The following is a 24,268-nucleotide window of genomic DNA, read 5'->3' on the forward strand; positions in this document are numbered from 1 at the left end:
TAACTCAGGAGACGACAGATGGCTGTTCAAGCAGGCAAGGACCTTTTGGTCAAAGTGGATATGACAAGCGATGGCCAGTTCGAGACCATTGCAGGGCTGCGCGCCACGCGCGTGAGCTTCAATGCGGAGACGGTCGACGTGACCTCGCTGGATAGCGAAGGCGGCTGGCGCGAGTTGCTGGTGGGGGCCGGTGTGCGGTCAGCAGCAATCAGCGGGTCGGGTGTGTTTCGCGATGAAGGTACAGATGAGCGTGCGCGCCAGTTGTTTTTTGACGGTGAGACGCCGGACTTTCAGATCGTCATTCCCGATTTTGGGGTGGTCGAGGGGCCATTTCAGGTCACCGGGCTGGAATACGGCGGATCGCTGAATGGTGAAGCCACCTATGAGCTGAGCCTGATGTCAGCCGGCAGCCTTGATTTCACCCCGGCGGCAGTGGCTTAGGATGGCCAATCCGTGGAGGGGAGATGTGGCCGTTGTCATCGACGGAGAGCGCCTTGCCGCGCGCCTGACGTTGGGCGCGTTGGCCGAGCTGGAGGAGGATCTGGGCGAGTCGTCATTGCTGGCCCTGGTCGAACGGTTCGAAAGCAACCGGTTCTCTACCCGCGATGTACTGGCGCTGTTGAACGCGGGATTGCGGGGCGGCGGGCATGTGATTGATCCCGAACGCCTGCAAAGCGGTGATTTCGAAGGTGGGCCCATGGCGGCGGCAAAGGCGGCTGCAGAGTTGCTGGCCCGCGCCTTTGTGGTGCCGTCGTGAGCCACGGTGGCGGTTTGGATTGGCCCGCACTGATGCGGGCGGGTTTGCAGGGGCTGAAGTTGGCGCCGGACCAGTTCTGGGCGCTGTCACCGGCAGAGCTTCAGCTGATGCTGGGTGCGGGCAGCGGTCGCGCACCGCTGCTCAGGGACGGGTTGGAGGCGTTGATGAACGCCTATCCAGATGCGGGAAAGGACACGACAGATGAGTGATTTTGCGGATGACGGCGGTCTTGAGAGCCATGCTGAGGGCCTGAATGCCACGCTGGCACAGACCAGCGTTTTGGTGTCGGGGTTCGACAGCGAATTGCGGCGCATGAAAACGTCGCTTGCGGCAACCAACAAGGATGTGGCGACGCTTGAAAAAGGGTTGAGCCGTGGGTTGCGCAAGGCATTTGACGGTGTGGTTTTCGATGGGCTGAAACTGTCGGATGCGATGCGGACAGTGGCGCAGTCGCTGGTCAATACGACCTACAACGCCGCGATGCGCCCTGTCACGGATCACTTTGGTGGTCTGATCAGCCAGGGGGTGGGCAACATCGTACAAGGTATTTTGCCCTTCGCGAACGGCGCGCCGTTCAGCCAAGGCAAAGTCACCCCCTTTGCGCAAGGCGGGGTTGTCAGCAGTGCCACGACCTTTCCCATGCGCGGTGGTACCGGCGTCATGGGTGAGGCCGGGCCAGAGGCGATCATGCCGCTGGCGCGGGGTCCGGATGGCAAGTTGGGCGTACGTGGCGAGATGCAGCGCGCGCCCACCGTCGTGATGAATATCAGCACGCCGGATGTGCGCGGGTTCCAGCGCTCTCAGAGCCAGATCGCCGCTCAGATGAGCCGCGCGCTCTCCTCCGGCAACCGCAATCGATAAGGCAGGAACAGACATGACCGCATTTCACGAGATCAGATTCCCCACGACACTTAGCTTTGGGTCCATTGGCGGGCCACAGAGGCGAACGGACGTGGTCACGCTGGCCAATGGATTTGAAGAGCGCAACACGCCCTGGGCGCATTCGCGGCGCGTCTATGATGCGGGGCTGGGGATGCGGTCGATTGATGATTTGCAGCAACTGATCGGGTTCTTCGAGGCGCGGATGGGGCAGATGTATGCGTTTCGCTGGAAAGATTGGTCGGATTACAAATCTGGTCTGGCGTCGGCCGAGGTGGCATTTGAGGACCAGAGCATCGCGATTGGTGATGGCGTGACGGACGCTTTTCAGATCGTCAAAAATTATCGGTCCGGGGATCAGACGTATCAGCGGCCGATTATGAAACCCGTGGCCGGGACAGTGCGCGTCGGCGTTGAGCAGACTGAGTACCGAGAGGGGATTGAGTACGAGGTGGATGTGACCCGTGGCATCGTCACCTTTGCGGAACCGCCTGATGAGGGTTTGGAGATCAAGGCCGGGTTTGAGTTTGATGTGCCGGTGCGCTTCGATACGGACCGGATCCTGACATCTGTCGCGAGTTTTCAGGCCGGTCAGGTACCCGATGTGCCCGTGATCGAGGTGCGCATTTGATGGCCGGGTTCAATGCAGCGCTTGAGGCGCATCTGGCCACGGGTCACACGACGCTGGCGCATGCCTGGCAGATCAACCGCACAGACGGGGTACGCTTTGCCTTTACCGATCATGATGTTGATCTGACGTTCGAGGGCGTGACGTTTGCGGCTGACAGCGGCCTTGGCGCCAAGGCGCTGGCGCAGACCACCGGGCTTTCGGTCGACAACACCGAGGCGCTGGGCGCGCTGAGCGATGCGTCGCTGCGCGAGGACGAGATTGAGCAGGGGCGCTTTGACGGGGCCGAGGTGATTGCCTGGCTGGTGAACTGGGCCGATGTGGATCAGCGCTGGATGCAGTTCCGTGGCTCTATCGGAGAAATGTCGCGCAGTGGGGGTGCCTTCAAGGCCGAGCTACGAGGGCTGACAGAGGCGTTGAACCAGCCGCAGGGCCGCGCCTATCAAAAACCCTGCACAGCTGTTCTGGGGGATGGTCAGTGCCGGTTTGATCTGGGCACAGCAGGCTATGCCAGCACGCAAAGTGTCGAGGTCCAGACCGACGGTCGGACTTTCGTGTGGGATGATTTGCCGGGGTTCGAGGCCGGGTGGTTCACCAGAGGCCGGCTTGAGGTGCTTGACGGGGCTGCCGCGGGCCTTTGGTCGATGATCAAGCATGACCGGTTGGACGGAAGTCAGCGCACTGTCGAGCTTTGGGAGCCCATTCGCGGAGCGGTTCCATTGGGCACCTCTGTTCGGCTGGTGGCAGGATGCGACAAGCGGCTGGAGACCTGTCGGTTGAAGTTCAACAATATTCTGAACTTTCAGGGTTTCCCGGATTTGCCGGGGGAAGACTGGGTCGTTGCGGTGCCCCGTTCGACCGGGACGAATTCGGGCGGGTCGCTGCGATGAGCGGGCAAGGTGGGCGTATTGTCAGCGCCGCACGGGGCTGGATTGGGACGCCGTATGTGCATCAGGCGGCTGCAAAGGGCGCGGGGTGTGATTGCCTTGGTTTGGTGCGCGGTCTTTGGCGAGACCTGAAGGGGCAAGAGCCTGAAGTGGTGCCTGCCTACACGGTGGATTGGTCAGAACCGCAGGGCGACGAGCGGCTGTGGGCGGCTGCAGCGCGGCATCTGAAGGCCAAGACGGTACAGGATGAGGCCCCAGGTGATGTGATCCTGATTCGGATGCGGCAGGGTGGTGTGGCCAAGCATCTGGGCGTGCAAGCTCGGGTGGGGCCCACGGCCAGTTTCATACATGCCTACGTGCGTCACGGCGTGGTTGAGAGCCCGCTGAGCGCCCCCTGGCGGCGACGGATCGTCGCCAGATTTGAATTTCCCGAGGAGACTTCCTGATGGCTACAGTACTTCTATCTGCAGCGGGTGCCGCTGTTGGCGGCACTGTCGGGGGCACGCTGGCGGGCCTGTCGTCGGTCGCCATTGGACGCGCGGTTGGGGCCACGCTGGGGCGTATGGTCGATCAACGTTTGCTGGGGCAGGGCGGACAGGCGGTCGAGACCGGCAAGGTCGATCGGTTTCGGCTGACCCGTGCCGGCGAAGGCGAAGCGATCGCGCAGCTGTATGGCCGGATGCGGCTGGGTGGTCAGGTGATCTGGGCGTCTGACTTTCAGGAAAGCGTGACGGTCTCGGGCGGCGGAAAGGGCAGTAGGCCAACGCCTGAGACGACCGAGTACAGCTATGCTGTGTCGCTTGCGATTGCGTTGTGTGAGGGTGAGATTACCTCGGTTGGGCGGATCTGGGCGGACGGGGAAGAGATCGCGCCCAATGATCTGAACCTCAGGGTCTATAATGGCACCCCGTTCCAGCAGCCCGACCCGACGATGGAAGCCATTGAGGGCGTGGGCCAGGTGCCTGCCTATCGCGGCACCGCCTATGTGGTGATGGAAAACCTGTCGCTTGAGCGTTTTGGCAACCGAGTGCCGCAGTTTTCCTTCGAAGTGATGCGGCCTGAGCAGCCGCAGGTCGCTGGACGCGAGGCCATGCCGGCATTTGGGATTGAAGGCGTCGCGCTGATCCCCGGTACGGGTGAATACAGCCTTGCTACCACGCCAGTTACTTACGTCGAACCCGGTCAGGACGCGCGGTGGAGTGCCAATGTCAACACGCCCACCGGGCAATCCGATTTCACGGTCTCACTGGAGGCGATGAACGAGGAAATGCAGAACCTCAAGGCCGCCTCGCTGGTGGTGTCGTGGTTTGGTGATGATCTGCGATGTGGCGAATGCACGGTACGCCCCAAGGTCGAGGACGCGGTGATCGAGGGCGAGAACATGCCCTGGCAGGTCGCGGGGATTGCGCGCGGGCAGGCCGAAGTGATTGTCAGGCAGGATGAGCGGCCCATCTATGGGGGTACGCCGACGGATCAATCGGTGATCGAGGCCATTGAGGCCATGCATGCTGCTGGCACGGCGGTGATGTTCTATCCCTTCATCCTGATGGACCAGCTTGAGGGCAATGACCTTGCGGATCCTTACAGCGATGCGGACACACAGCCGCATTTGCCATGGCGCGGGCGCATGACGCTGTCTGAGGCACCGGGCCGTCCGGGCAGCCCGGATGGCACGGCGGCAGCCGACGCCGAAGTTGATGCCTTTTTTGGCACGGTCGTGGCGACGGATTTCGCTGTGGGTGCGGGTGAGGTGGCCTATACCGGCCCGCAGGAATGGAGCCTGTCGCGGTTCATTCTGCATTACGCGGCCCTGTGTGCTGCGGCGGGGGGGGTCGACAGCTTTTGCATCAGCTCAGAAATGCGCGGTCTGACCCAGATCAGGGGTGCCGGGGGCGGCTTTGTTGCGGTGGCGCGGCTTCGCGGGCTTGCCGCCCAGGTGCGCGCACTGGTCGGGCCGGGAACGAAAATCAGCTATGCCGCTGATTGGTCGGAGTATTTTGGCTATCAGCCGCAGGACGGCAGCGGCGATCGCTATTTCCATCTTGATCCGCTTTGGGCGGATGAGAATGTCGATTTCATCGGGATCGACAACTATATGCCTTTGTCGGATTGGCGTGAGGAAGACGGCCACATTGATGGCGAAAGCCATGATGCGATCTATGATCTTGCGTACCTCAAGTCCAATATCGAAGGCGGAGAGGGCTATGACTGGTATTACCATTCTGTCGACGCGCGGGCGGCGCAGATCCGCACCGAGATTACCGATGGCGCGCATGACGAGCCGTGGATCTACCGCTACAAGGACATTCGCAACTGGTGGGCAAATGCGCATCATGAGCGGATCAACGGTGTGCGACAGGCTGCGCCAACGGATTGGGTGCCTGAGTCCAAGCCGATCTGGTTCACGGAATACGGCTGTGCGGCGATCGATAAGGGGACCAATCAGCCGAACAAGTTTCTGGATGTAAAGAGCTCTGAAAGTGCGCTGCCGCGGTATTCGACAGGTGCGCGGGATGATCTGATGCAGATGCAGTATCTGCGCGCGATGGCAGAATACTGGAATGATCCGGCCAACAACCCGGTGTCACCTGAATACGGGGGTCGTATGCTGGATATGGCGCGGGCCTTTGTCTGGGCCTGGGATGTGCGACCCTTTCCGGCGTTTCCGAACAACCACGATCTTTGGAATGATGGTGCGAACTATGGGCGCGGGCATTGGGTTAACGGGCGCACATCGGCGCGGCCCTTGGCGTCAGTCGTGGGCGAGATTTGCCGGCGGGCCGGATTGGAGGCATTCAGCACGGAAGGTCTTTATGGCTATGTGCGCGGCTATGCTGTGGAGCAGGTCACGGATGCGCGCGCGGCACTGCAGCCGCTGATGATCCGGTATGGGTTCGACGCGATTGAGCGGGATGGCGTGTTGCAGTTTCGGATGCGGGACGGGCAGGAGGAGACGGTTCTGGATCCTGAAACATTCGCAATCAGTGGTGATCTGGATGGGGTCACCGAGCAGGTACGTGAGGCCGACGCGGAAATCTCTGGCCGGGTGCGGCTGCGGTTTGTGCAGGCCGATGGCAATTTTGACACCATTGCTGAAGAAGCGGTGTTGGCCGATGAGGCGACCCATGCGGTGTCGGCCTCGGAACTGAACATGGCGCTGACGCGCGCCGAAGGGCGACAGGTGGTGGAACGCTGGCTGACAGAGGCGCGGGTGTCGCGTGAACGTATCCGGCTGGCCCTGCCGCCATCGCGGCTGGCGTTGGGCGCGGGCGATGTGATCGAGGTACCGGGCGAGGGCAATGAGGGCCCGGGCCGATATCGCATTGACCGGGTTGAGCAGACCGAGCTGCAACTGATCGAGGCCGTGCGGATCGAGCCGGAAGTCTTTGAACCGGCTGATATTGAGGAAGATCTGGCCAGCCTGCGCCCCTTTGTGCCCCCGGTGCCGGTGGTGCCATTCTTTCTGGATCTGCCTCTGCTTCGGGGGGATGAGGTGCCGCATGCGCCCTATATCGCTGCAACAGCGGCGCCATGGCCGGGAGCGGTGGCGGTGTATCAATCCAGTACCGACGAGAATTATGCGCTGAATACGATCCTGCCCCGGCCATCCATCGTAGGGCGCACGCAGAATGCGATGACTGCAGCCAGCGCTGGCGTCTGGGATCGGGGCGCAGCGCTGGAGGTCAAGATCATCAGCGGAGCCCTGTCGTCAGTAACCGAAGAGGCATTATTGAGCGGTGCCAATCTGGCAGCGATCGGAGACGGGGCGTCAGATATCTGGGAAGTGTTTCAGTTTGCCGAGGCGGAGCTTGTGGCACCGGGGACGTATTGGCTGCGCACGCGGCTGCGGGGACAGGCCGGAACAGATGGGGTCATGCCGGCGGCCTGGCCTGCCGGATCGGTTTTCGTATTGTTGGACGGCACACCGTCGCAAATCACCCAAAGCCCGAACTTGCGCCGTGTTGCACAGAATTACCGTATCGGACCGGCCCGACGGGGATATGATGACCCCTCTTACCGGCACCTGACACGCGCATTTGATGGCATCGGGTTGCGGCCTTATAGCCCCTGCCAGGTTCAGGCGAATCCGCTGCCGAATGGCTCGGTTGATCTGCAGTGGGTCAGGCGGACGCGCCGTGACGGCGATGCCTGGGACGGGCTCGACGTGCCGCTTGGAGAGGAAAGCGAGCACTATCTGGTGCGGGTGATGGTGGGCAGCGAAATCCTGCGCGAGACCAGTGTGAATGCCCCTCACTGGCGCTATGAGGCGAGCGCGCGCGCAGCGGATGGCACACCGGAGACGGTGACCTTTGCGGTGGCGCAGGTATCGGCCAGTTTTGGCGCTGGGCCTTTTGCGACCCTAGGGTACCACTTCTGATGCGGTCAGTGCGACACAGCGATGTCGTCACAGCCGCCCGTGCCCTGCTGGCGGTGCCTGCAGCGCGCCGCGGGGCCCTGTGCGGGCGGATCTTGCGGGAAGCGGATTGGGCAGACAGATTTACCCGGCGATTGGGCAAGCCGCATCCGTTGTGGGGCAATGGGACCCTTTTGGCTGCAGCGCGGCAGTACATGCTGGCGCCGGAGCCCACCTTTGATGACTGGGCTTATTGCAGCGCCTTCGAAATGGTTCTGACCCAGCTGATGGCACATCGTCGGTGTCAGGCCTTGTAAGGTCAGCTTACAGGCGTACATATGAATTGTGATGCCGATCCGGTTTGCTTTTGGTTTAATGTTGCGGCATGACGTGACCTGAGACTTGCAAAGGAGCCGGACCATGGCGGACCCGCAACGAAAACTTGCCCAGATCGACCCGGTGTGGGATCGGATCATGACAGAAGCACAGGCTGCTGTTTCTGATGAGCCCTTGATGGGCGGATTTATCCACGCCTGTATTCTGCACCACAAATCCATTGAACGCGCGCTATCCTACCGGATTGCGGCCAAGCTTGCGTCGAACGAGATGTCGATGGTGGTGATCCGTGAGATCGTGGAGGAAGCCTATGCCAATGAGCCCGCTTTGATCGAAGCGGCGCGGGCCGATCTGGTTGCTGTTTACGAGCGCGATCCGGCCTGTCACCGGTTTTTGCAACCGATCCTGTTCTTCAAGGGATATCAGGCGGTTCAGGCCTATCGGGTGGGCAACTACCTGTTTCGGACAGGCAAGCGAGATCTGGCGTATTTCGTGCAGATGCGGGTGTCGGAGATATTTGGGGTTGATATTCATCCCGGCGCGACACTGGGCAAGGGCATCATGATTGACCATGCCCATTCGATCGTCATTGGCGAGACTGCTGTGGTGGGAGACAACGTTTCGATGCTGCATTCTGTCACGCTTGGGGGGACCGGCAAAGAGGAAGAGGATCGCCATCCAAAGATCGCGGATGGTGTGCTGATTGGGGCCGGTGCCAAGGTTCTGGGGAATATTAAGGTGGGCAAGTGCAGTCGCATTGCGGCCGGTTCGGTTGTTCTGGAGGAGGTCCCTGCGTGCAAGACCGTGGCGGGTATCCCGGCGCGGATCGTCGGCGAGGCGGGATGCGATCAGCCAGCGGTTTCGATGAACCACATGCTGGGACCGTGGGACATTGACGGGTGATTTCGCCTGACGGCGACGTGGCGCCGCCGAGCCGGGGCTCGGCGGGTGAGGGTTCTACCCTCACACACCCGGGATATTTTCCGCCAGAAGATTTGCGTGTTTGGTCTGACCGGCAGGTCAGGCCAGCATTGTCATCGGTGCTTCGAGATTTTCCTTGATGGCCTGCAGCAGTTCTGCCCCCAAGGCACCGTCAATGACGCGGTGATCGACAGAGAGCGTGACCGACATTACCGTCGCCACATCGACCGCGCCTTCGGCGTTGACGACAGGTTTTTTGACGCCTGCGCCCACGGCCAGGATCGCCCCATGCGGCGGGTTGATCACCGCATCAAAGTTGTCGATGCCGAACATACCCAGGTTTGAAATGGCAAAGCTGCCGCCCTGATACTCATGCGGGGCCAGCTTTCGGTCGCGAGCGCGGCCGGCAAGGTCCTTCATCTCTGACGAGAGGGCGGAGAGTGATTTTTGGTGTGCATCCTTCAGGACCGGTGTGAAAAGGCCTCCTTCGATCGCGACGGCCACGGCCACGTCTGAGGGCGTGAGTTTGAGGATCCGGTCACCGGCCCAGACCGCATTGGCGTCAGGCACCTGCTGCAGGGCCAGGGCGCAGGCCTTGATGATGAAGTCATTGACCGAAAGCTTGATGCCGCGCGGTTCGAGCTGCTTGTTGAGCTGACCGCGGAAGGACAGCAGCGCGTCCAGATGGATGTCGCGCCGCAGGTAAAAATGCGGAATGCTTTGTTTGGCTTCGGTCAGGCGGGCGGCGATTGTTTTGCGCATGCCATCGAGTTTGATATCTTCGTATTCGCGATCTTCATACATCCGGGCGACGACATCTGCCGATGGACCGGTGGCCGGAGCCGCCGCCTTGGCAGGCTCGGCCTGAGGGGCCTCTTTGGCAGGTGCATCCGACGTGCTGAGCCCTTCGACGTCGGCCTTCACGATCCGGCCATGCGGTCCGGAACCGCTGATGTTTGCAAGGTCGAGCCCTTTGTCTGCTGCGATGCGCCGCGCCAGTGGTGAGGCGAAGATGCGCTCCCCATCCTTGCGCTCTGGACTAGCGGCGGGTGTCGCGTCTGTCGCGCCTCGGCCATGGCCCTTGGCCGGTTCGGTCGCGTGAGATGCGTCAGCCGGTGCCGCGTTGGAGGAGGCGTCCGCCTTGGGTGCAGAGACCTCGCCTATATCGTCGGCGCTTTCGCCTTCTTCCAGCAGGATCGCGATGGGTTGATTGACCTTCACGCCCTCTGTGCCTTCCGCGACGAGGATCTTGCCAATGGTGCCTTCATCGACCGCTTCGAATTCCATCGTGGCCTTGTCGGTTTCGATCTCGCACATCACATCGCCGGAAGCGACGTCATCGCCTTCTTTGACCAGCCATTTGGCCAGCGTGCCTTCTTCCATTGTAGGCGACAGGGCGGGCATCAGAATTTCTGTAGGCATGGCTTCCGCTCTCTATTTGTAGGTGACTTTGTGCACAGCTTCGATCACTTCGTCGGTCGTGACCAGCGCGTGTTTTTCCAGATTGGCAGCATAGGGCATTGGCACGTCCTTACCGGTGCAATTGATCACCGGGGCGTCCAGGTAATCAAATGCTTCCTGCATGATCACGCCAGAGATGAAGCTGCCGACCGAAGGCTGGGGCCAGCCTTCTTCGACGGTGACGCAGCGATTGGTTTTCATCACCGATTTGAGAATACTGTCGGTGTCCATCGGGCGCAGGGTGCGCAGATCGATGACTTCGGCGTCGATCCCGTCTTCGGCCAGCTTTTCGGCGGCTTCCAACGCATAGCTCATCCCGATGCCAAAGCTGACGATGGTCACGTCAGAACCCTCACGCCAGATACGGGCCTTGCCGAAGGGAACGGTATAATCGTCGACCTCGGGCACGTCGAAGCTGCGGCCATAGAGGATTTCGTTCTCGAGAAAGATGACCGGGTTGGGATCGCGGATCGCGGTCTTGATCAGACCTTTGTAGTCCGACGCGGAGTAGGGCATGGCCACCTTCAGCCCCGGAATTTGCATGTACCAGGCAGCATAGTCTTGCGAGTGCTGCGCGCCGACACGTGCCGCAGCACCGTTTGGCCCCCGAAAGACCATCGGTGCGCCCATCTGTCCGCCGGACATATAGAGCGTCTTTGCAGCCGAATTGATAATGTGATCAATGGCCTGCATGGCAAAGTTGAATGTCATGAATTCCACGATGGGGCGCAACCCGCCGAAGGCCGCGCCAACGCCGATGCCAGCAAATCCATGTTCCGTGATTGGCGTGTCGATCACCCGCTTGGACCCGAATTCATCCAGCATGCCTTGGGTGATTTTGTAGGCGCCCTGATACTCCGCGACCTCCTCGCCCATGACGAAGACGCTGTCGTCGCGGCGCATCTCTTCGGACATGCCATCGCGCAGCGCCTCACGGACGGTCTGCTGCTTGAGGGTGGTGCCATCAGGCCAGTCAGGGGTCAGATCAGGTTTGGGCTGCGTGTGGCCTTCTGCGGGCGTGTCGTCCTTTTTGGCCTCGGCGGGCGCGGATTGCTCTGCCTTTGGCTCTTGCTTGGAGGCAGGGGCGCTTTCGATATCATCAGCGCTTTCGCCCTCCTCCAGCAGAATGGCAATGGCGGTGTTGACCTTGACCCCTTCGGTGCCTTCCTCAATCAGGATCTTGCCGATGGTGCCTTCGTCGACGGCCTCGAATTCCATGGTAGCCTTGTCGGTCTCGATCTCGGCCATGATGTCGCCGGAACTGACCGTATCGCCTTCCTTGACCAGCCATTTGGCCAGTGTGCCTTCTTCCATGGTGGGCGACAGGGCGGGCATGAGAATTTCGGTTGCCATATCAGGTGCTCTCCGCTGGGGTAATCATTCCGACCACGTTGCCCTGGCCGTCTTCGACATAGGCGCAACGGCCGATGCCGGGGTAATCCTGTGGTGGCAGTGCCTCTGCACCACCGTTTGCGAGCGCCCAGTCATAGCGGGCGTCGCAGTCGTCTACGTCAAAGGTCATTGTGCCGCCACGGATCGGGCCGCCGGGGGCGGGCGCGCTGTCCATGCGTTTCATAATGCCGCCGGTCACACCTTTGCCCGTTCCAATGTCGGCGCCTTCGATCAGGTGATAGGCGACATCTTCGGCTCCTGGCATCGGGTCAAACTGCCAGCCGAACAGGCCCTGATAGAAGGTTTTGGCGGCGTCCACATCGGATGCGTGTATCTCGAAATGAGGCATCAGTTCATGACCTCCGGACGGGTGCGTAATGGTCTCATGCGGCTGCCACAGCGAAGAGAACAAAGGCCAGAGCCATGCTGAACAGGATGTAGAGGATAAATTGGACGACGAGCACGATCAGCCATTTCCACAGGGCAACCGCATCGCCGTCCGTGTCGTGTGCAAATAGCGTCAGCATCGTTGCCTGCAACAGATAGCTGGCAAAGCCCAGCAGCAGGCTGGGGCCTGCGGGGATGTCGCGTTCGGCCATCAAGGGTGCCAGCAGATCCAGCCAGAACAGAATGAAGATCGAGATCAGGATCGTGATGGTCGATATCATCAGGATCAGAAAATACGATACTTGCTGGCCAAATATGAGCGAGACCAGCCATTTGCTGACCGCTGAGGGGATCACAGAGCCAAGGAAGGCCGCGATCACAAGATACGGGCCGATAGCGCTTAGAGTTTCTAGAGTGATTTCCTGTTCCATGAGGCGCGATCACATCAGGCTTCCTGCGGCACTTCTTTGGCATAAATGTCTGTCCAAAGTTCGCTCAGATCCGGTTCGGGGCTTTCCTTGGAGAATTCGGCGCTTTCGTTCACGATGCCCTTGATTTCCTTGTCGATGGCTTTGAGGTCGTCCTCGCTTGCGTGCTTGCCTTGCAGCAGCATGTTGCGCACAGCTTCGATCGGGTCGCGTTCGTCGCGCATTTTCTGCACTTCTTCGCGGGTGCGATACTTGGCCGGGTCCGACATGGAGTGGCCGCGATACCGGTAAGTCTTGATTTCAAGAATGTAGGGGCCCTTGCCCGCGCGGCAGTGGCCAACGGCGGTTTCGCCTGCTGCCTTTACCGCCAGCACATCCATCCCGTCGACGGCTTCGCCGGGGATGCCAAACGCTTTGCCACGTTCCCAGATTTCCGCGCTGGAGGTGGAGCGTTGCTGGGACGTGCCCATGGCGTACTGGTTGTTTTCGATGACAAAAACCACCGGTAGCTTCCACAACGCAGCCATGTTGAATGTCTCGTACACCTGGCCCTGATTGGCGGCACCATCACCGAAGTACGTAAAGGTGACGCGACCGTTTTCCTTGTACTTGTCCGCAAAGGCGAGGCCCGCCCCAAGCGGCACCTGCGCTGCAACAATGCCGTGGCCGCCGTAGAAATGCTTCTCTTTCGAGAACATGTGCATGGAGCCGCCCTTGCCCTTGGAATAGCCCCCTTCACGGCCCGTCAATTCGGCCATGACACCGTTGGGGTCCATGCCGCAGGCCAGCATATGCCCGTGATCGCGGTAGGACGTGATGCGCTTGTCGCCTTCCTCGGCGGCCGCTTCCAATCCGACAACAACGGCTTCCTGGCCGATATAAAGGTGACAGAACCCGCCGATCAGACCCATGCCGTAAAGCTGACCCGCCTTTTCCTCGAACCGCCTGATCAGCAGCATGTCCTTGTAGTAGGCCTTGAGTTCATCCGCTGACACGTTGGATTTGTCAGCTTTCTTGGTCACTTTCTTGGCAGCCACGGGCGTCTCCTTTGTCGGGGTCCCTAGATAGTTTAGCGTTAAACTATCTTTTATAACATTCCTTCGCGGAAGTGTAGAGGCAATTAAACGTTGTCTTGTAACGGACAAGATAGGTCTGTTGTGGCGAAGGCAAAATGCCTTTTTTAGATCTTATGATTGCCCCCTTGAACACCATCATCCACGCCGTTGCGCAGGCAGTCGATGCAACGCGCGGTGGGGTGATCGGGGGATTTGTGGGGAATCACTTTGTTAAGTCCTATTTATATGGAAATTGCGGCATCGGTTTTGCGTCGGTATCACGTCGGTATTGCGACGGTGTCCGGTCGGTAAATTGGCGTGGTTTAGGGACCGGACTGTGCGTTGTGACTATGTTTGGAGGTTCGGATGGAGGCCCTTGCGGACATCCACAACGCGCGCCGGGTTATCGCCTACCCGAGGGGCGGGCAGGCGATGGCACGGCGGCTACGCCTTAGAGCCGTGCTGAGACGCGCGCCATCAATCGGCGGCTTCGTCCGCACACCCGTCACTGCAAGTGCCGATCGCCCGATTTTGCTGCGCCGCGCTGCCGCACGTCCGGTAGGAGCCCAAAGCGGACGCTGGGGCTTCCTTAAAGGTCGGCAGGGAACCCAGCGACCTTGACTTGACCCGAAGTTCTGTTTTGCATCGGTGTTGAATTGGAGCACGCCCCTTGAAGAACAATTATATTCTGATCGACTTTGAGAATATTCAACCAAAGAATCTGGAGCTCCTCCGTGGACATACTTTCAATTTGGTTGTGTTCGTCGGTGCCAACCAAAAGACTGTACCATTTGATTTCGCCGAGGCGCTGCAAGCTTTGGGAGAAAACGCTGGCTACCAGAAGATAACTGGGAATGGCTCAAATGCCTTGGACTTTCATATCGCGTTCTACTTGGGAGAACTCGCAGCCAAAGATGCCAATGCGTACTTTCACATCATTTCCCGCGACAAGGGCTTCGACCCGCTAGTTGCGCATTTACGACAAAGAAAGATCGCCGCTCTCCGTCATGTTGACCTAACCGAGATCCCATTCGTCAAAATCTCGAACGCAAGCTCGCTGGATCAAAAAATCGAAGCGATTGTTGAAAGCTTGAGGTCCAGAGGAACCTCGCGTCCAAGAAAGGTCAAAACCCTCAGGGGAACAGTGAACGCACTTTTCAAGAAGTCTCTGGACCAAGATGATCTGGAAACTTTAGTTGATGAGTTGAAGACACGTGGTCACGTTGTTCTTTCCGACCAGTCCGTAAGTTATGGCCCTGAAATTGTCCGACGTTGACCGATTTTTGTCTCAGAGTTGGCGGGTGACGGATGACCGCTTCGTCCCGCAAACCCGTCACTCATAGTTTCAAACACCCGATTTACTGCGCTGCATTGCCGCACGTCCGGTGTGAGCCCTTTGGGGACGTTGAAGTTGAGTACCCCAGCACGGATTCAAGGCCCGCTTGCGGGCCGCCGTGCCGTCGCCTGTCCGCCCCACCGGGCAGGCGGTTTGGTGGATCTTGGTGCTTCATAAAATGGTCACACCAAGGTCGATGGATAAAGTGCCGGGCAACTGCGGTTAGCTCGCCTTCCCGCGGACAGGCGACGGCACGGCTTCGCACCAACGTCTGCTGCGTCCCGCCCAGCGGACCGACGCCTAGGTTATCAAAAGCGTCTGTCTGGTGAATCGTCAGCGGATGACAATTTCATCCGCGCGGACCATGCCCAGCACAGTGCGGGCGCGTTCGTCTAGCAGATCGAGATCGAGGTAATCGTCCGACAGACGTTTGGTCAGGTTTTCCATGCGCAACACATCAGCACGCACCTGGGCAAGCTGCACTCTGAGGTCCCGGCTTTCAGCGACGATTTCCGCGCGGCGGAAGAGGCCGAAGTCACCCTGAACGGCGGCGAATGTGAAATAGAGGCTCAGCGCGAACGCAATCGCGAAAAACAGCAAGGTGCCGAATGCAGGTCGTGCGGTGCGGGTCATCTCTGGTCTGCCTCAGATCGCCTCTTGGTGGGCGTGCAAAGACTATGTCACACCTGATTCGCCTTGTGAATCCCTTTTATTGCCGCAGCTTACGACTTTCTTCCAAAGGTGCTGTAATCATCGGGTTGCGGCCGTGCGGGCACTTCCCCGTGCTTATGGGGTCAGGTAGCGGTCCGCGAGGCCACCGTCGATCCAATCTTTTAAGGCCCGGGCCTGTAGTGCGGCGCTTTGTGCGTCCCACGCGGCGGTGACGGCATCGCCGCGCGCGCTGAACCTGCCTTCGATTTCCTGTTTCAGCGCAGTGGCCCCGATATCGCCGGCGGCTTCTGCCAGTAAGGCAAAGTAATAGGCCTGCGCATAGGATCGCGTCGCACCCGAACCGGTGAAATGCGCAAGCGCCAGCGCCCGCAGGCGGCGCGGATCGTCGCTGTCACCAACGGCGTCCAGTACATTTGTCGGTGCGCCTAGATCTGCAAGGGTGTCGGCTTGCGCCGAGAGCACCTCGGGCGTTGAAATCTGGTTCTCGAGCTGGTCCATCAGCGATACGGCCTTACGAATGCCCCCGGCTGCAGCCGCAAGTGCATAGGGGTAGGCGGCCGCAGGGTCGCGATCTTGCAGGGCGGCGGCGATGAGCGCTGAGGCTTCGGCACCGGCGCCCGGATCATCCACCAAGCGTTCGAGCAAATCTGGCACTAGTGCAGGGGTCTGCGGCACACCGTTGCCGTCCAGCAGGGCACGCCCGAGCACAAGCAGGCGATCTGCATCCAGCGCGGATGGATCGGTCAGTGCGCTCAGCTCATCATTGGCGAGGATGCGTGTGCGCGACAGCGGCGTCGCGCGCGCCTCCAGCGCCAGGGCGGCGATCAGGGCCTGCGGTTCGGTGTTGTAGGTCTCGGGCTCCACCACGATGCCGGTCTCGGGCAGGTTCGCCTCTATTGTGATCTCGCCAGGATCTGTGACAAAGGCCTCGACCCGCGCCATCAGTTCGGTCACGAAGTTTCGTTCGACGGCGCTGACCTGTCGCTGACCGTTGTTGCTGAGAAATTGCGTCACGGCTTCGGTGCCGATATCGCGGATGGTTGCAGGGTCACGGAACGTGGGGGGCAGGATGGCGCTGACTTTTTGCCATCCGCCCTGATCCTTGAGGCTGACCACCGCGCGCATCACCCGAAACGCCGGTTCCCCCGGCCCGAACTGACCCAGACGCGGCAGGATCATGCCGCTGGCGGACGCATCGAGGGTCGCAAAGTCATTGACCGCCAGTGTCACATCTGCCGACGTCTCACCGGTCGTATAGATGTATGCCGCACGGATCTTGAACTGATCCAGATCGATTTCCCGGATACCAGCCGCCCGCAGGCCCATCGCGACATCGCGCGGCAGGCAGGCTGCGGTCGCCTTGGCGCCGATCAGGTTCACGTTGAGTTCCGAGGCCACTTCGAAAGGTTTGGCGACATCGGTGTTGATGACCGCGCGGTCGACGGTGACGACGCATTGGCGGGCCTGGTCGTAGGCCAGCAACGGACGTGCCGTGACACCGGAAATCGACACGGATCCCCGCATCAGGTCGGTGGCCAGATATTCGTATTCCACTTCCATTTGCGTACGCAGGGCAGCGATTGCGCCGTTGGCCAGAAAGGTTCCGATACGGTTGGGTGACAGGAACTCCATGATCCCCGGTTGCGGGTCGGGTTCAGCGGCGAGCGGGCTGGCGATCAAGGTCGAGAGGGCGGCGATACGGGCAATTCTGGCAATGCGGGTCATCAAATGTCCTTTCTGGTTTACACAAGGTTGGGACGATGGCGGGCGTTTGACAAGGTCGGGAAATCCGGACTTCTACGTGCCTCAGCGCCCCTCGAGCGCGGCAACACCCGGCAGTGTCTTGCCTTCCATCCACTCAAGAAACGCCCCTCCGGCGGTGGAGATATAGGTGAAATCGTCAGCCGCACCCGCCTGATTGAGCGCCGCAACCGTATCGCCGCCACCGGCAACCGAGATCAGCGTGCCGTCGCGTGTTTGTCTGGCTGCAGCACGGGCCGCGGCCACTGTGGCGGTGTCGAAGGGGGCAATTTCGAACGCGCCCAGCGGGCCGTTCCAGATCAGTGTTTTCAGCCCCTCGATGGCCAGTCGGATGTGGGCGATACTGTCGGGGCCTGCGTCGAGGACCATCTGATCGTCATCAAGTCTTGTTTGGGGGCCCAGTTGGCAGACCTTGTGCGCGGCACCCGCCGCAAATTCGCGCGCCACCAGCCCATCAGAGGGCAACAGGATCCGGCATCCGGCCTCGCGTGCCTGGGCCATGATATCCCTGGCGGTGTCGAAAAAGTCGGGTTCCTGCAGTGATTTGCCGAGATTGGCCCCGAGGGCTGCAAGAAACGTATTGGCCATGCCGCCACCGATAATCAGCACATCAAGCCGTTTGACGAGGTTTTCCAGCAATTCGATCTTGGTCGACACCTTGGCCCCGCCCACAACGGCACCGACCGGGCGTTGCGGAGACGACAGGGCCTTTTCCAAAGCCTGCAATTCGGCCTGCATCAGGCGGCCTGCACTTGCGGGTAACATTCGGGCAAGCGCCTCTGTCGAGGCGTGGGCGCGGTGTGCTGCCGAAAAAGCGTCGTTGCAGTAGATATCGCCAAGGGCGGAAAGGCGGCGGGCAAATGCGGGGTCGTTGGCCTCTTCGCCGGGATAAAAGCGGATATTCTCGAGCAGGATCACATCGGCGGAGAGCGCTTCGGCGGTCAGATTTTCAGCGCCTTCCAGCGTTTCGACCAGCACAACATCAAGGCCCAGTGCCGACTGCAGGGCCGGTTGAACCTGCGCGAGGCTCATGTCGAGGTTCACCTTGCCTTTGGGACGCCCGAAGTGGGCAATAAGGATGGGTTTGCCACCGCGCGCGACAATGTCCCGGACGGTGGGCACGATCCGTTCGATCCGCGTGGCGTCCGTCACACGCCCGTCCTCGACCGGCACGTTGATGTCCACCCGAACCAACACCCGCTTGCCGCGCAGTTCCATCTGATCCAGCGTCTTCCAGCCCATGGTCCGCCCCTTCTGCCCCGTCATCGCTGGGCCGTGTTTTGCCGTTCTTAGCGGTGGCGTCAATGCACCTGCTTGGCAATTCGTGCCACACCGCCTAGTTAGCTGAGCAACGTAATACGCAGGAGCATACCATGGCCGATATCAAAGATCCCGAAAACACCATCCTGATGGAACTGCCCGCCGGCACGGTTACCATCGAACTGCTGCCCGACGTGGCACCGGCACATTGTGCACGCATGAAAGAACTGGCGCGCGCTGGCAAATATGACAACGTGGCCTTTCACCGTGTCATCGACGGTTTCATGGCCCAGACCGGCGACGTGCAGCACGGCAACATGGAAGACGGCTTTAACCTGCAGCGTGCGGGCACGGGCGCATCGGACATGCCGGATGTACCAGCTGAATTTTCGAAGGTGCCGCATGCCCGTGGGTCGCTTGGTGCAGCGCGCTCGGCCAATCCGAATTCTGCCAACAGCCAGTTCTTCATCAACTTCAAGGATAATGATTTTCTGAATGGCCAGTACACTGTTTACGGTCAGGTTGTCGAAGGGATGGAGCATGTGGATGCGATCACCCGTGGCGAGCCGCCCGCGCAGCCCGATCGGATGATCAGCGTCAAGGTTGCCGCTGATGCGTAATCTGGTTCTTTGCGCCGCAGTCGCGGGGTGCGCCGCGACAGGCGCCTTGGCGACCGGTCTGGAGATTGAGATTGCGGGTGAAGCGAACGGCACCGTCAAGATCGATCTTTTGGAAGATATCGCGCCGCAGCACGTGGCCCGGATCACCGACCTCGCAGCTGCTGGCGCCTATGACGGCGTGGTCTTTCACCGCGTGATTGACGGTTTCATGGCGCAGACGGGCGACGTGAAATTCGGCAAGGTCGGTGGTGATCTGAGCCAGGCCGGCTTTGGTGACAGCGGCCAGCCCGACCTGCCGGCTGAATTCTCGGACATCGCCTATGAGAAGGGCATCGTTGGCATGGGCCGCAAGCAGAGCATCAATTCTGCCAACAGCCAGTTCTTTATCATGTTCGACGATGCGCCCTTTCTGAATGGTCAATACACGGTTGTTGGCAGGGTCACCGATGGACAGGACGTGGTTGACGCCATCAAGCGCGGCACAGGTGGCAACGGTGCCATCGTGGGCGCGCCGGATGTGATGACCAAGGTCACAGTGACCGACTGACGTACGTTCAAGATTGCGTGGGGCGGCTGGACCGTGCCGCCCTTCGCAGGCCAATATGGGGCATGACCCGTTTTGTCCTTATGCTTTCTGCACTGCTGCTTTGGGCGGTCGCCGCTTTAGCTGATCCCAATTTGTGGCGGCACGAATGGCCGCAGACTGATTTCTCCAAGACGACGGTACCCGACTGGACCGAGATCATGTCGGGCGGCCCACCCAAGGACGGCATCCCCGCAATCGATAAGCCGGCGTTTCGAAGCGCCAGTGATGAGCGGCGGATCGGTGCACGTGAGCCGGTGATCGCGGTCGAGATCGACGGCGCAGCGCCGCGCGCCTATCCAATCCGCTATCTGACATGGCATGAAATCGTCAATGACACCGTCGCGGGCGTGCCCATCGCCGTCACGTTCTGCCCACTGTGTAATTCGGCCATCACCTTTGACCGCCGGGTGCGGGGCAGGGTGCTCAGCTTTGGGGTCAGCGGCAAGTTGCGCAACTCGGACATGATCATGTACGACCGCGAAACCCAAAGCTGGTGGCAGCAAGCGATTGGTCAGGGCATCGTGGGGCAGATGAATGGTGTCGAGCTGGACCAGTTGCCAACGTGGATGGAGAGCTGGGACGAATTCATCGCGCGCAATCCCGACGGTCTGGTGATGGAGGAACCGGCGTACAACCGCGATTACGGGCGCAATCCCTACCGGGGGTACGACACATTGGCCAAACCGTTTCTCTATAACGGCGAAAACCCACCCTACGGCATCGATCCGCTGGCGCGTGTCATACGGGTCGGCGACAACGCCTGGCCGTTGACACGCCTGTCCGCGGCAGAAGTGGTGACAGAGGCAGGCGTCACGATCAGTTGGCGCCCCGGCCAGGCCTCAGCGCTTGACAGCGGACAGATTGGCAAAGGGCGCGATGTCGGCAGTATCCGCGTGAAAGATACGCAGGGGCGTGATGTGCCTCATGATGTGATGTTTGCTTTTGCTTTTCATGCGTTTTGGCCGGAAGGCACCTGGATGTTGGGCCGCTGACACGCGGTGGTGTCACCATGGGGCGCTTGGATGGTGACGGATCGCGGATCGGAGTTATTTCCTGAGAAACAGCATGCCAATGATCGCTGTGAGCGCGCTGAGCCCTGCTGCCACGTAGACCACGCCGGCAAAGGCCGCATTCATCGCCTCGGAATGGCCCGGCGCGTCTGATGGGATACCAAAGCTCGCAATGCCACCGTTGCTTGTGTAGAGCAGGCTCACCAGCCCCCCGGTGGCCGCGACCGAGATCAGGCCCGCCATGCGGCTGATGGCGTTGTTCACACCTGACGCGATGCCGGACTGGGCCTCGCTCACCGCGCCCATCACGACCGTTGACAGGGGGGCGACGACCAAGGCCATGCCGATACCGACCACGCACATGGCAGGCACAATGTGCCGCCACAGATCCTGCGCGGGCGCCAGCCATCCCATCGCAAAATATCCCAGCCCGGTCAGAAGGCTCCCGACAATGAGCAGTGGGGCAGGTCCGATCTTGTCAGCCAAGCGCCCGGCGCGCGAAGACAACAGCGCAATGAAGATGGACATCGGGGCAAAGGGGGCGGAGGCTTCGATCTCGGAATAGCCCCAGCCGGCGATGAAGGTCATGGGCATAAAGAAAAATACCATCCCCAATGCTGCGTAGAGCGTGAAGGACATCGCATTAGCGGCTGAAAACGCGGGGCTTTCGAATAGCGTCAGGGGCATCATTGGATGTGAACTGCGCGCCTGTGCCCAGAGAAAAAGCGCGAGGGTCGCGACGCCAAGCGCAATCCATACCGTGCAGTTGCCGTCCTCGTGGCCAAGCTGGGTCAGCCCCCACGCCATGGCAAGCAGCCCCGCCGTGGCGAGTGTTGCCCCGGGCAGATCGATCCGTGCTGCACCACCCGCGGTGTCCCGGCCTACTTTCGCCCAGAGCATCCAAAGCGCGAGCGCCCCAAGCGGCAGGTTGATCGCAAAGATGATGCGCCAGGTGTTTTCCGTGCCGAAAGTAAGCAGCAGCCCCCCGAGTATCGGCCCCAGTGCCGTGGTAAGCGCCGAAGCTGCCGCCCAGATGCCGATGGCGCGCCCGCGCTCCTCGGCCGGGTAGGCACGCGCGATGATTGCCAGCGATCCTGGCACCATGACCGCAGCCCCGATCCCCTGAATGGTGCGCGCAAGGATCATGACTGCGGGCGTCGGGGCCAACGCGCATGCGCATGAGGCGACGACAAAAAGCGCGATACCCGCGCCAAAGGCCCGTGCCAACCCGATCCGGTCACCCAGCGCGCCCCCGACCAGAATGAGGGCTGCGAGGGTCAGCATATAGGCATTGTGAAACCACTGTCCCTGCACCAGCGACGCATCCAGCGACAGCCGCATGGCGGGCAGGGCGATCGACACAACAAAGCTGTCGATAAATCCCAGCGCCGACGCGAGGATTGCCGCCATCAATACATAAGGACGCGCCGCGGGTGCACAGAAGCTTTCACGAAAAACAGGCGCCGCAGCACCCTGCGACGCCCGTTCATCTGTCATCGGTCCGGCGTCTTAGGACGCTGGGTTCGGCTTTTGCACCGGTGCTGACTTCGCACCGGGGTTCAGCGGGTCGTCCTGACGCTGAACGGAGCCTTCGAAATGCGCGCCGCTTTCGATCGCGATGGTTTTATGGATGATGTCGCCCTCGACCCGCGCGGTCGATGTCAGGCGCACCTTGAGGCCGCGCACGCGGCCCACGATACGGCCATTGATGACCACGTCATCGGCAGTGACTTCGCCCTTGATGGTGGCGCTCTCGCCGATGGTGAGGAGATGCGCCCGGATGTCACCTTCGACGGTGCCTTCGACATTGATGTCGCCGGTCGTCTTCATGTTGCCTGTGACATGCAGGTCGGGAGACAGCAGCGAGGCAGGCGGTTTCGCCTTGGGCGCGCTGGCCTTGAATTCATTCTGCGCCGGTGCCGCAGGTGCGGACGATGAGGGCGTGGAAGAAGACGCCGCGGGTGTTGCGGGCCGGGAAGTGCCGTCTTCGGAAGACGACGAAGGATCGTTGATTTTGCTTTTAGAAAACATCGTTTGCAGCCTTGATATAGATCATCGGGTTCACAGCTTTGCCACCGACCCGAACTTCGTAGTGCAGATGTACGCCGGTGACACGTCCAGAGGCTCCCATATCACCAATACGTTCCCCGCGCGAGACCCTTTCACCCACTTTAACGCGCAGTCGCGACAGGTGCGCATATCGGGTCTCAATGCCAAATTCATGCTGGATTTTGACGAGCCTACCATATCCTGATTGCCAGCCGGCGTGGGTCACAACACCGTCTGCAGTCGCGTAAAGCGGCGTCCCGCTGCTGGCGGCGAAATCAACGCCTGAATGCATCCGACGGCCGCCCGTCTTGGGATCGCGCCGATACCCGAAGGGGCTGGTAAAGCGGAACGAACTTTTGACCGGCGTTGCGAAGGGCGCCTTTTGGGCTGCAATGCGGTAGAGATTCAGGCGGTCCATCTGGTTCAGCAACCGGTTGGCACGCAACGTATCGCCCGTGGGGGGCTCGCCCCGCGTTGAAAAGCTCAGCGGAGACATCGGGCCACCCTGGCCGGAATATCCACGTCGGACGGTTTCAAGGATGCGATCGGTGGGCATCCCGGCGTTGCGGAACATCTTGTCGAGTGGCGCGACTGAAACAGTCATCGCCTCTTCCAGCTGGCGGAAGATCGTATCGTTCTGATCCTGCATCAGCTCAATGCGCTGCGCCATTTCGTCGGCCTCAAGCAGGGCGGTTTGCGCATCAGCAATGACCTGATCCCGTTCAGCGGCAGTGCGCGCAAGCGCTTCGGCCAGAAAATCGACAGGTGCATTTGAACTTGCGGTGCGCACCAGTTCTACTCCGCCTTCCTCAAGCGAGCCTTCCAAGGCTGCGACCTGCTGGCGTGCTTCTTTGCGTTCTTTCATCGTGTCCCGCAAAGTGGTCTGGATGACTTCGATCCCCGTCTCAAGCTCAAGCCGGCGGGTCTCTGATTCAAGCAGTTCGGACTGCATCACAGAGATCTGTTTCAGCGCGGCGTTGAAACGGTTTTGAGCGGCCAGCGCTTCTTCGGCACGGGTGTCGCGTTGGGCAGAAAGATCGTTCAGGCGTGCCTGATAGGTGCGCTGATCGCGCTTGGCCTGTTCCCGAAAATTGCCCGATCCGATGCTGTCCATCAGGATGATCGCGGTCGCCACGATCGCCCAAGCCACCAGCAACGCGGATCCTGCAAAAGCAATCACCTGCGTTTCGGGTCGCAGGCGGATGAAACGGGTGTCGTTGTCAGATTTCAGAAAAACCCGGCGCTCCGGGAAGTAGTGCTCCATGATCGCATGAACTTTTATCGCAAGCCTTGTGCGCACGTATATTCCTCACCCTGTTCTTCATCTTCCCTGGCAAGCCGCTCCTCCCCGAAGAATGCTTGCGCCTGCCGTGCTTAGCCAGTGGGTCTCTTGTGGGCAACCCTGCTGCTGTCGGACAGGCGGGGTTTGGTCGCTATTGGGCCACATGGGCAATAATCCGCCGACCCGAGTCGCGGTGTCGGGACGCGA

25 protein-coding genes are annotated in these 24,268 nt (G+C 60.5%); 14 read left to right on the forward strand and 11 right to left on the reverse strand.

The genetic code is table 11. From position 1 onward, the window contains the following. Positions 1 to 18 precede the first annotated feature (18 nt). The 10 genes from H9Q16_RS03265 to cysE all read left to right on the forward strand — a co-directional run bounded on the left by H9Q16_RS03265 (position 19) and on the right by cysE (position 8,744). Entirely contained in the window at positions 19 to 441 is a 423-nt protein-coding gene (locus H9Q16_RS03265; RefSeq protein ID WP_191073926.1) for a phage major tail protein, TP901-1 family, read from the forward strand. A 1-nt stretch (position 442) separates the two neighbouring features. After that, positions 443 to 757 carry a gene transfer agent family protein gene (locus H9Q16_RS03270; protein WP_191073927.1) on the forward strand — a complete coding sequence of 105 codons (315 nt, stop codon included), beginning with the start codon at positions 443 to 445 and terminating at the stop codon, positions 755 to 757. After that, on the forward strand, positions 754 to 966 hold the full coding sequence (locus H9Q16_RS03275) for a rcc01693 family protein (RefSeq protein WP_343067774.1): 213 nt from the start codon (positions 754 to 756) through the stop codon (positions 964 to 966). The genes H9Q16_RS03270 and H9Q16_RS03275 overlap by 4 nt, the downstream gene beginning before the upstream one ends. Further along, the gene (locus H9Q16_RS03280; RefSeq protein WP_191073928.1) at positions 959 to 1,618 is read left to right on the forward strand and encodes a phage tail tape measure protein; all 660 of its coding nucleotides are present in this window, start codon (positions 959 to 961) and stop codon (positions 1,616 to 1,618) included. Before H9Q16_RS03275 ends, H9Q16_RS03280 begins: the two co-directional genes overlap by 8 nt. Before the next feature lie 13 nt (positions 1,619 to 1,631). After that, a complete protein-coding gene (locus H9Q16_RS03285) occupies positions 1,632 to 2,267 on the forward strand; it encodes a DUF2460 domain-containing protein (RefSeq protein ID WP_191073929.1) in 636 nt (211 codons plus the stop codon). Continuing rightward, positions 2,267 to 3,154 (forward strand): DUF2163 domain-containing protein, encoded by an 888-nt coding sequence (locus H9Q16_RS03290; RefSeq protein ID WP_191073930.1) that lies wholly within the window; start codon positions 2,267 to 2,269, stop codon positions 3,152 to 3,154. Before H9Q16_RS03285 ends, H9Q16_RS03290 begins: the two co-directional genes overlap by 1 nt. After that, positions 3,151 to 3,597 carry an NlpC/P60 family protein gene (locus H9Q16_RS03295; protein ID WP_191073931.1) on the forward strand — a complete coding sequence of 149 codons (447 nt, stop codon included), beginning with the start codon at positions 3,151 to 3,153 and terminating at the stop codon, positions 3,595 to 3,597. The genes H9Q16_RS03290 and H9Q16_RS03295 overlap by 4 nt, the downstream gene beginning before the upstream one ends. Further along, the gene (locus H9Q16_RS03300; RefSeq protein WP_191073932.1) at positions 3,597 to 7,529 is read left to right on the forward strand and encodes a baseplate multidomain protein megatron; all 3,933 of its coding nucleotides are present in this window, start codon (positions 3,597 to 3,599) and stop codon (positions 7,527 to 7,529) included. Before H9Q16_RS03295 ends, H9Q16_RS03300 begins: the two co-directional genes overlap by 1 nt. Continuing rightward, positions 7,529 to 7,822: a DUF7742 family protein gene (locus tag H9Q16_RS03305; protein ID WP_191073933.1), complete on the forward strand. Its 294-nt coding sequence runs from the start codon at positions 7,529 to 7,531 to the stop codon at positions 7,820 to 7,822. Before H9Q16_RS03300 ends, H9Q16_RS03305 begins: the two co-directional genes overlap by 1 nt. 103 nt (positions 7,823 to 7,925) lie before the next feature. Beyond that, complete coding sequence (gene cysE, locus H9Q16_RS03310) at positions 7,926 to 8,744, forward strand: serine O-acetyltransferase (RefSeq protein ID WP_191073934.1); 819 nt, start codon at positions 7,926 to 7,928, stop codon at positions 8,742 to 8,744. Between the two features lie 117 nt (positions 8,745 to 8,861). On the opposite strand, the gene H9Q16_RS03315 is transcribed toward cysE, so the two are convergent. From H9Q16_RS03315 to pdhA, 5 genes are read right to left on the reverse strand one after another with little or no spacing between them, the layout of a single operon-like run. Continuing rightward, positions 8,862 to 10,184, reverse strand: coding sequence for a pyruvate dehydrogenase complex dihydrolipoamide acetyltransferase (locus H9Q16_RS03315; RefSeq protein ID WP_191073935.1), 1,323 nt, complete (start codon positions 10,182 to 10,184; stop codon positions 8,862 to 8,864). 12 nt (positions 10,185 to 10,196) lie between these two features. Beyond that, entirely contained in the window at positions 10,197 to 11,576 is a 1,380-nt protein-coding gene (locus H9Q16_RS03320; RefSeq protein WP_191073936.1) for a pyruvate dehydrogenase complex E1 component subunit beta, read from the reverse strand. Between the two features lies 1 nt (position 11,577). Then, positions 11,578 to 11,964 carry a VOC family protein gene (locus H9Q16_RS03325; RefSeq protein ID WP_191073937.1) on the reverse strand — a complete coding sequence of 129 codons (387 nt, stop codon included), beginning with the start codon at positions 11,962 to 11,964 and terminating at the stop codon, positions 11,578 to 11,580. A gap of 34 nt (positions 11,965 to 11,998) precedes the next feature. Next, positions 11,999 to 12,433, reverse strand: coding sequence for a hypothetical protein (locus H9Q16_RS03330; protein WP_191073938.1), 435 nt, complete (start codon positions 12,431 to 12,433; stop codon positions 11,999 to 12,001). Between the two features lie 14 nt (positions 12,434 to 12,447). Beyond that, positions 12,448 to 13,467 carry a pyruvate dehydrogenase (acetyl-transferring) E1 component subunit alpha gene (gene pdhA, locus H9Q16_RS03335; RefSeq protein ID WP_191073939.1) on the reverse strand — a complete coding sequence of 340 codons (1,020 nt, stop codon included), beginning with the start codon at positions 13,465 to 13,467 and terminating at the stop codon, positions 12,448 to 12,450. A 688-nt stretch (positions 13,468 to 14,155) separates the two neighbouring features. Between pdhA and H9Q16_RS03340 the strand changes: the two genes are divergently transcribed. Next, entirely contained in the window at positions 14,156 to 14,761 is a 606-nt protein-coding gene (locus H9Q16_RS03340) for a PIN domain-containing protein (RefSeq protein ID WP_191073940.1), read from the forward strand. A gap of 393 nt (positions 14,762 to 15,154) precedes the next feature. On the opposite strand, the gene H9Q16_RS03345 is transcribed toward H9Q16_RS03340, so the two are convergent. From H9Q16_RS03345 to H9Q16_RS03355, 3 genes are all read right to left on the reverse strand, one after another. Continuing rightward, positions 15,155 to 15,454 carry an FtsB family cell division protein gene (locus H9Q16_RS03345; protein WP_191073941.1) on the reverse strand — a complete coding sequence of 100 codons (300 nt, stop codon included), beginning with the start codon at positions 15,452 to 15,454 and terminating at the stop codon, positions 15,155 to 15,157. A gap of 153 nt (positions 15,455 to 15,607) precedes the next feature. Further along, on the reverse strand, positions 15,608 to 17,218 hold the full coding sequence (locus H9Q16_RS03350; RefSeq protein ID WP_191073942.1) for a hypothetical protein: 1,611 nt from the start codon (positions 17,216 to 17,218) through the stop codon (positions 15,608 to 15,610). Positions 17,219 to 17,299: 81 nt separating this feature from the next. After that, positions 17,300 to 18,496 carry a phosphoglycerate kinase gene (locus tag H9Q16_RS03355; RefSeq protein WP_191073943.1) on the reverse strand — a complete coding sequence of 399 codons (1,197 nt, stop codon included), beginning with the start codon at positions 18,494 to 18,496 and terminating at the stop codon, positions 17,300 to 17,302. 131 nt (positions 18,497 to 18,627) lie between these two features. Between H9Q16_RS03355 and H9Q16_RS03360 the strand changes: the two genes are divergently transcribed. From H9Q16_RS03360 to H9Q16_RS03370, 3 genes are all read left to right on the forward strand, one after another. Continuing rightward, positions 18,628 to 19,134 carry a peptidylprolyl isomerase gene (locus H9Q16_RS03360; RefSeq protein ID WP_191073944.1) on the forward strand — a complete coding sequence of 169 codons (507 nt, stop codon included), beginning with the start codon at positions 18,628 to 18,630 and terminating at the stop codon, positions 19,132 to 19,134. Continuing rightward, a complete protein-coding gene (locus tag H9Q16_RS03365; protein ID WP_191073945.1) occupies positions 19,127 to 19,681 on the forward strand; it encodes a peptidylprolyl isomerase in 555 nt (184 codons plus the stop codon). The genes H9Q16_RS03360 and H9Q16_RS03365 overlap by 8 nt, the downstream gene beginning before the upstream one ends. 62 nt (positions 19,682 to 19,743) lie before the next feature. After that, a complete protein-coding gene (locus tag H9Q16_RS03370; RefSeq protein ID WP_191073946.1) occupies positions 19,744 to 20,712 on the forward strand; it encodes a DUF3179 domain-containing protein in 969 nt (322 codons plus the stop codon). Between the two features lie 54 nt (positions 20,713 to 20,766). Here the strand turns inward: H9Q16_RS03370 and H9Q16_RS03375 are convergent, their stop codons facing one another. Genes H9Q16_RS03375 through H9Q16_RS03385 form a run of 3 tightly spaced genes read right to left on the reverse strand, consistent with a single transcriptional unit; the run spans position 20,767 to position 24,079 of the window. Next, positions 20,767 to 22,227: an MFS transporter gene (locus H9Q16_RS03375; RefSeq protein WP_191073947.1), complete on the reverse strand. Its 1,461-nt coding sequence runs from the start codon at positions 22,225 to 22,227 to the stop codon at positions 20,767 to 20,769. A 12-nt stretch (positions 22,228 to 22,239) separates the two neighbouring features. After that, entirely contained in the window at positions 22,240 to 22,761 is a 522-nt protein-coding gene (locus H9Q16_RS03380; RefSeq protein WP_191073948.1) for a bactofilin family protein, read from the reverse strand. Further along, positions 22,751 to 24,079, reverse strand: a complete 1,329-nt coding sequence (locus tag H9Q16_RS03385) for a DUF5930 domain-containing protein (protein WP_191073949.1) — start codon at positions 24,077 to 24,079, stop codon at positions 22,751 to 22,753. Before H9Q16_RS03385 ends, H9Q16_RS03380 begins: the two co-directional genes overlap by 11 nt. Between the last annotated feature and the right edge of the window lie 189 nt (positions 24,080 to 24,268).

It is taken from the genome of Sulfitobacter aestuariivivens, from assembly GCF_014763045.1.
In the GTDB taxonomy this organism is placed as follows: Bacteria; Pseudomonadota; Alphaproteobacteria; order Rhodobacterales; family Rhodobacteraceae; genus Sulfitobacter; species Sulfitobacter aestuariivivens.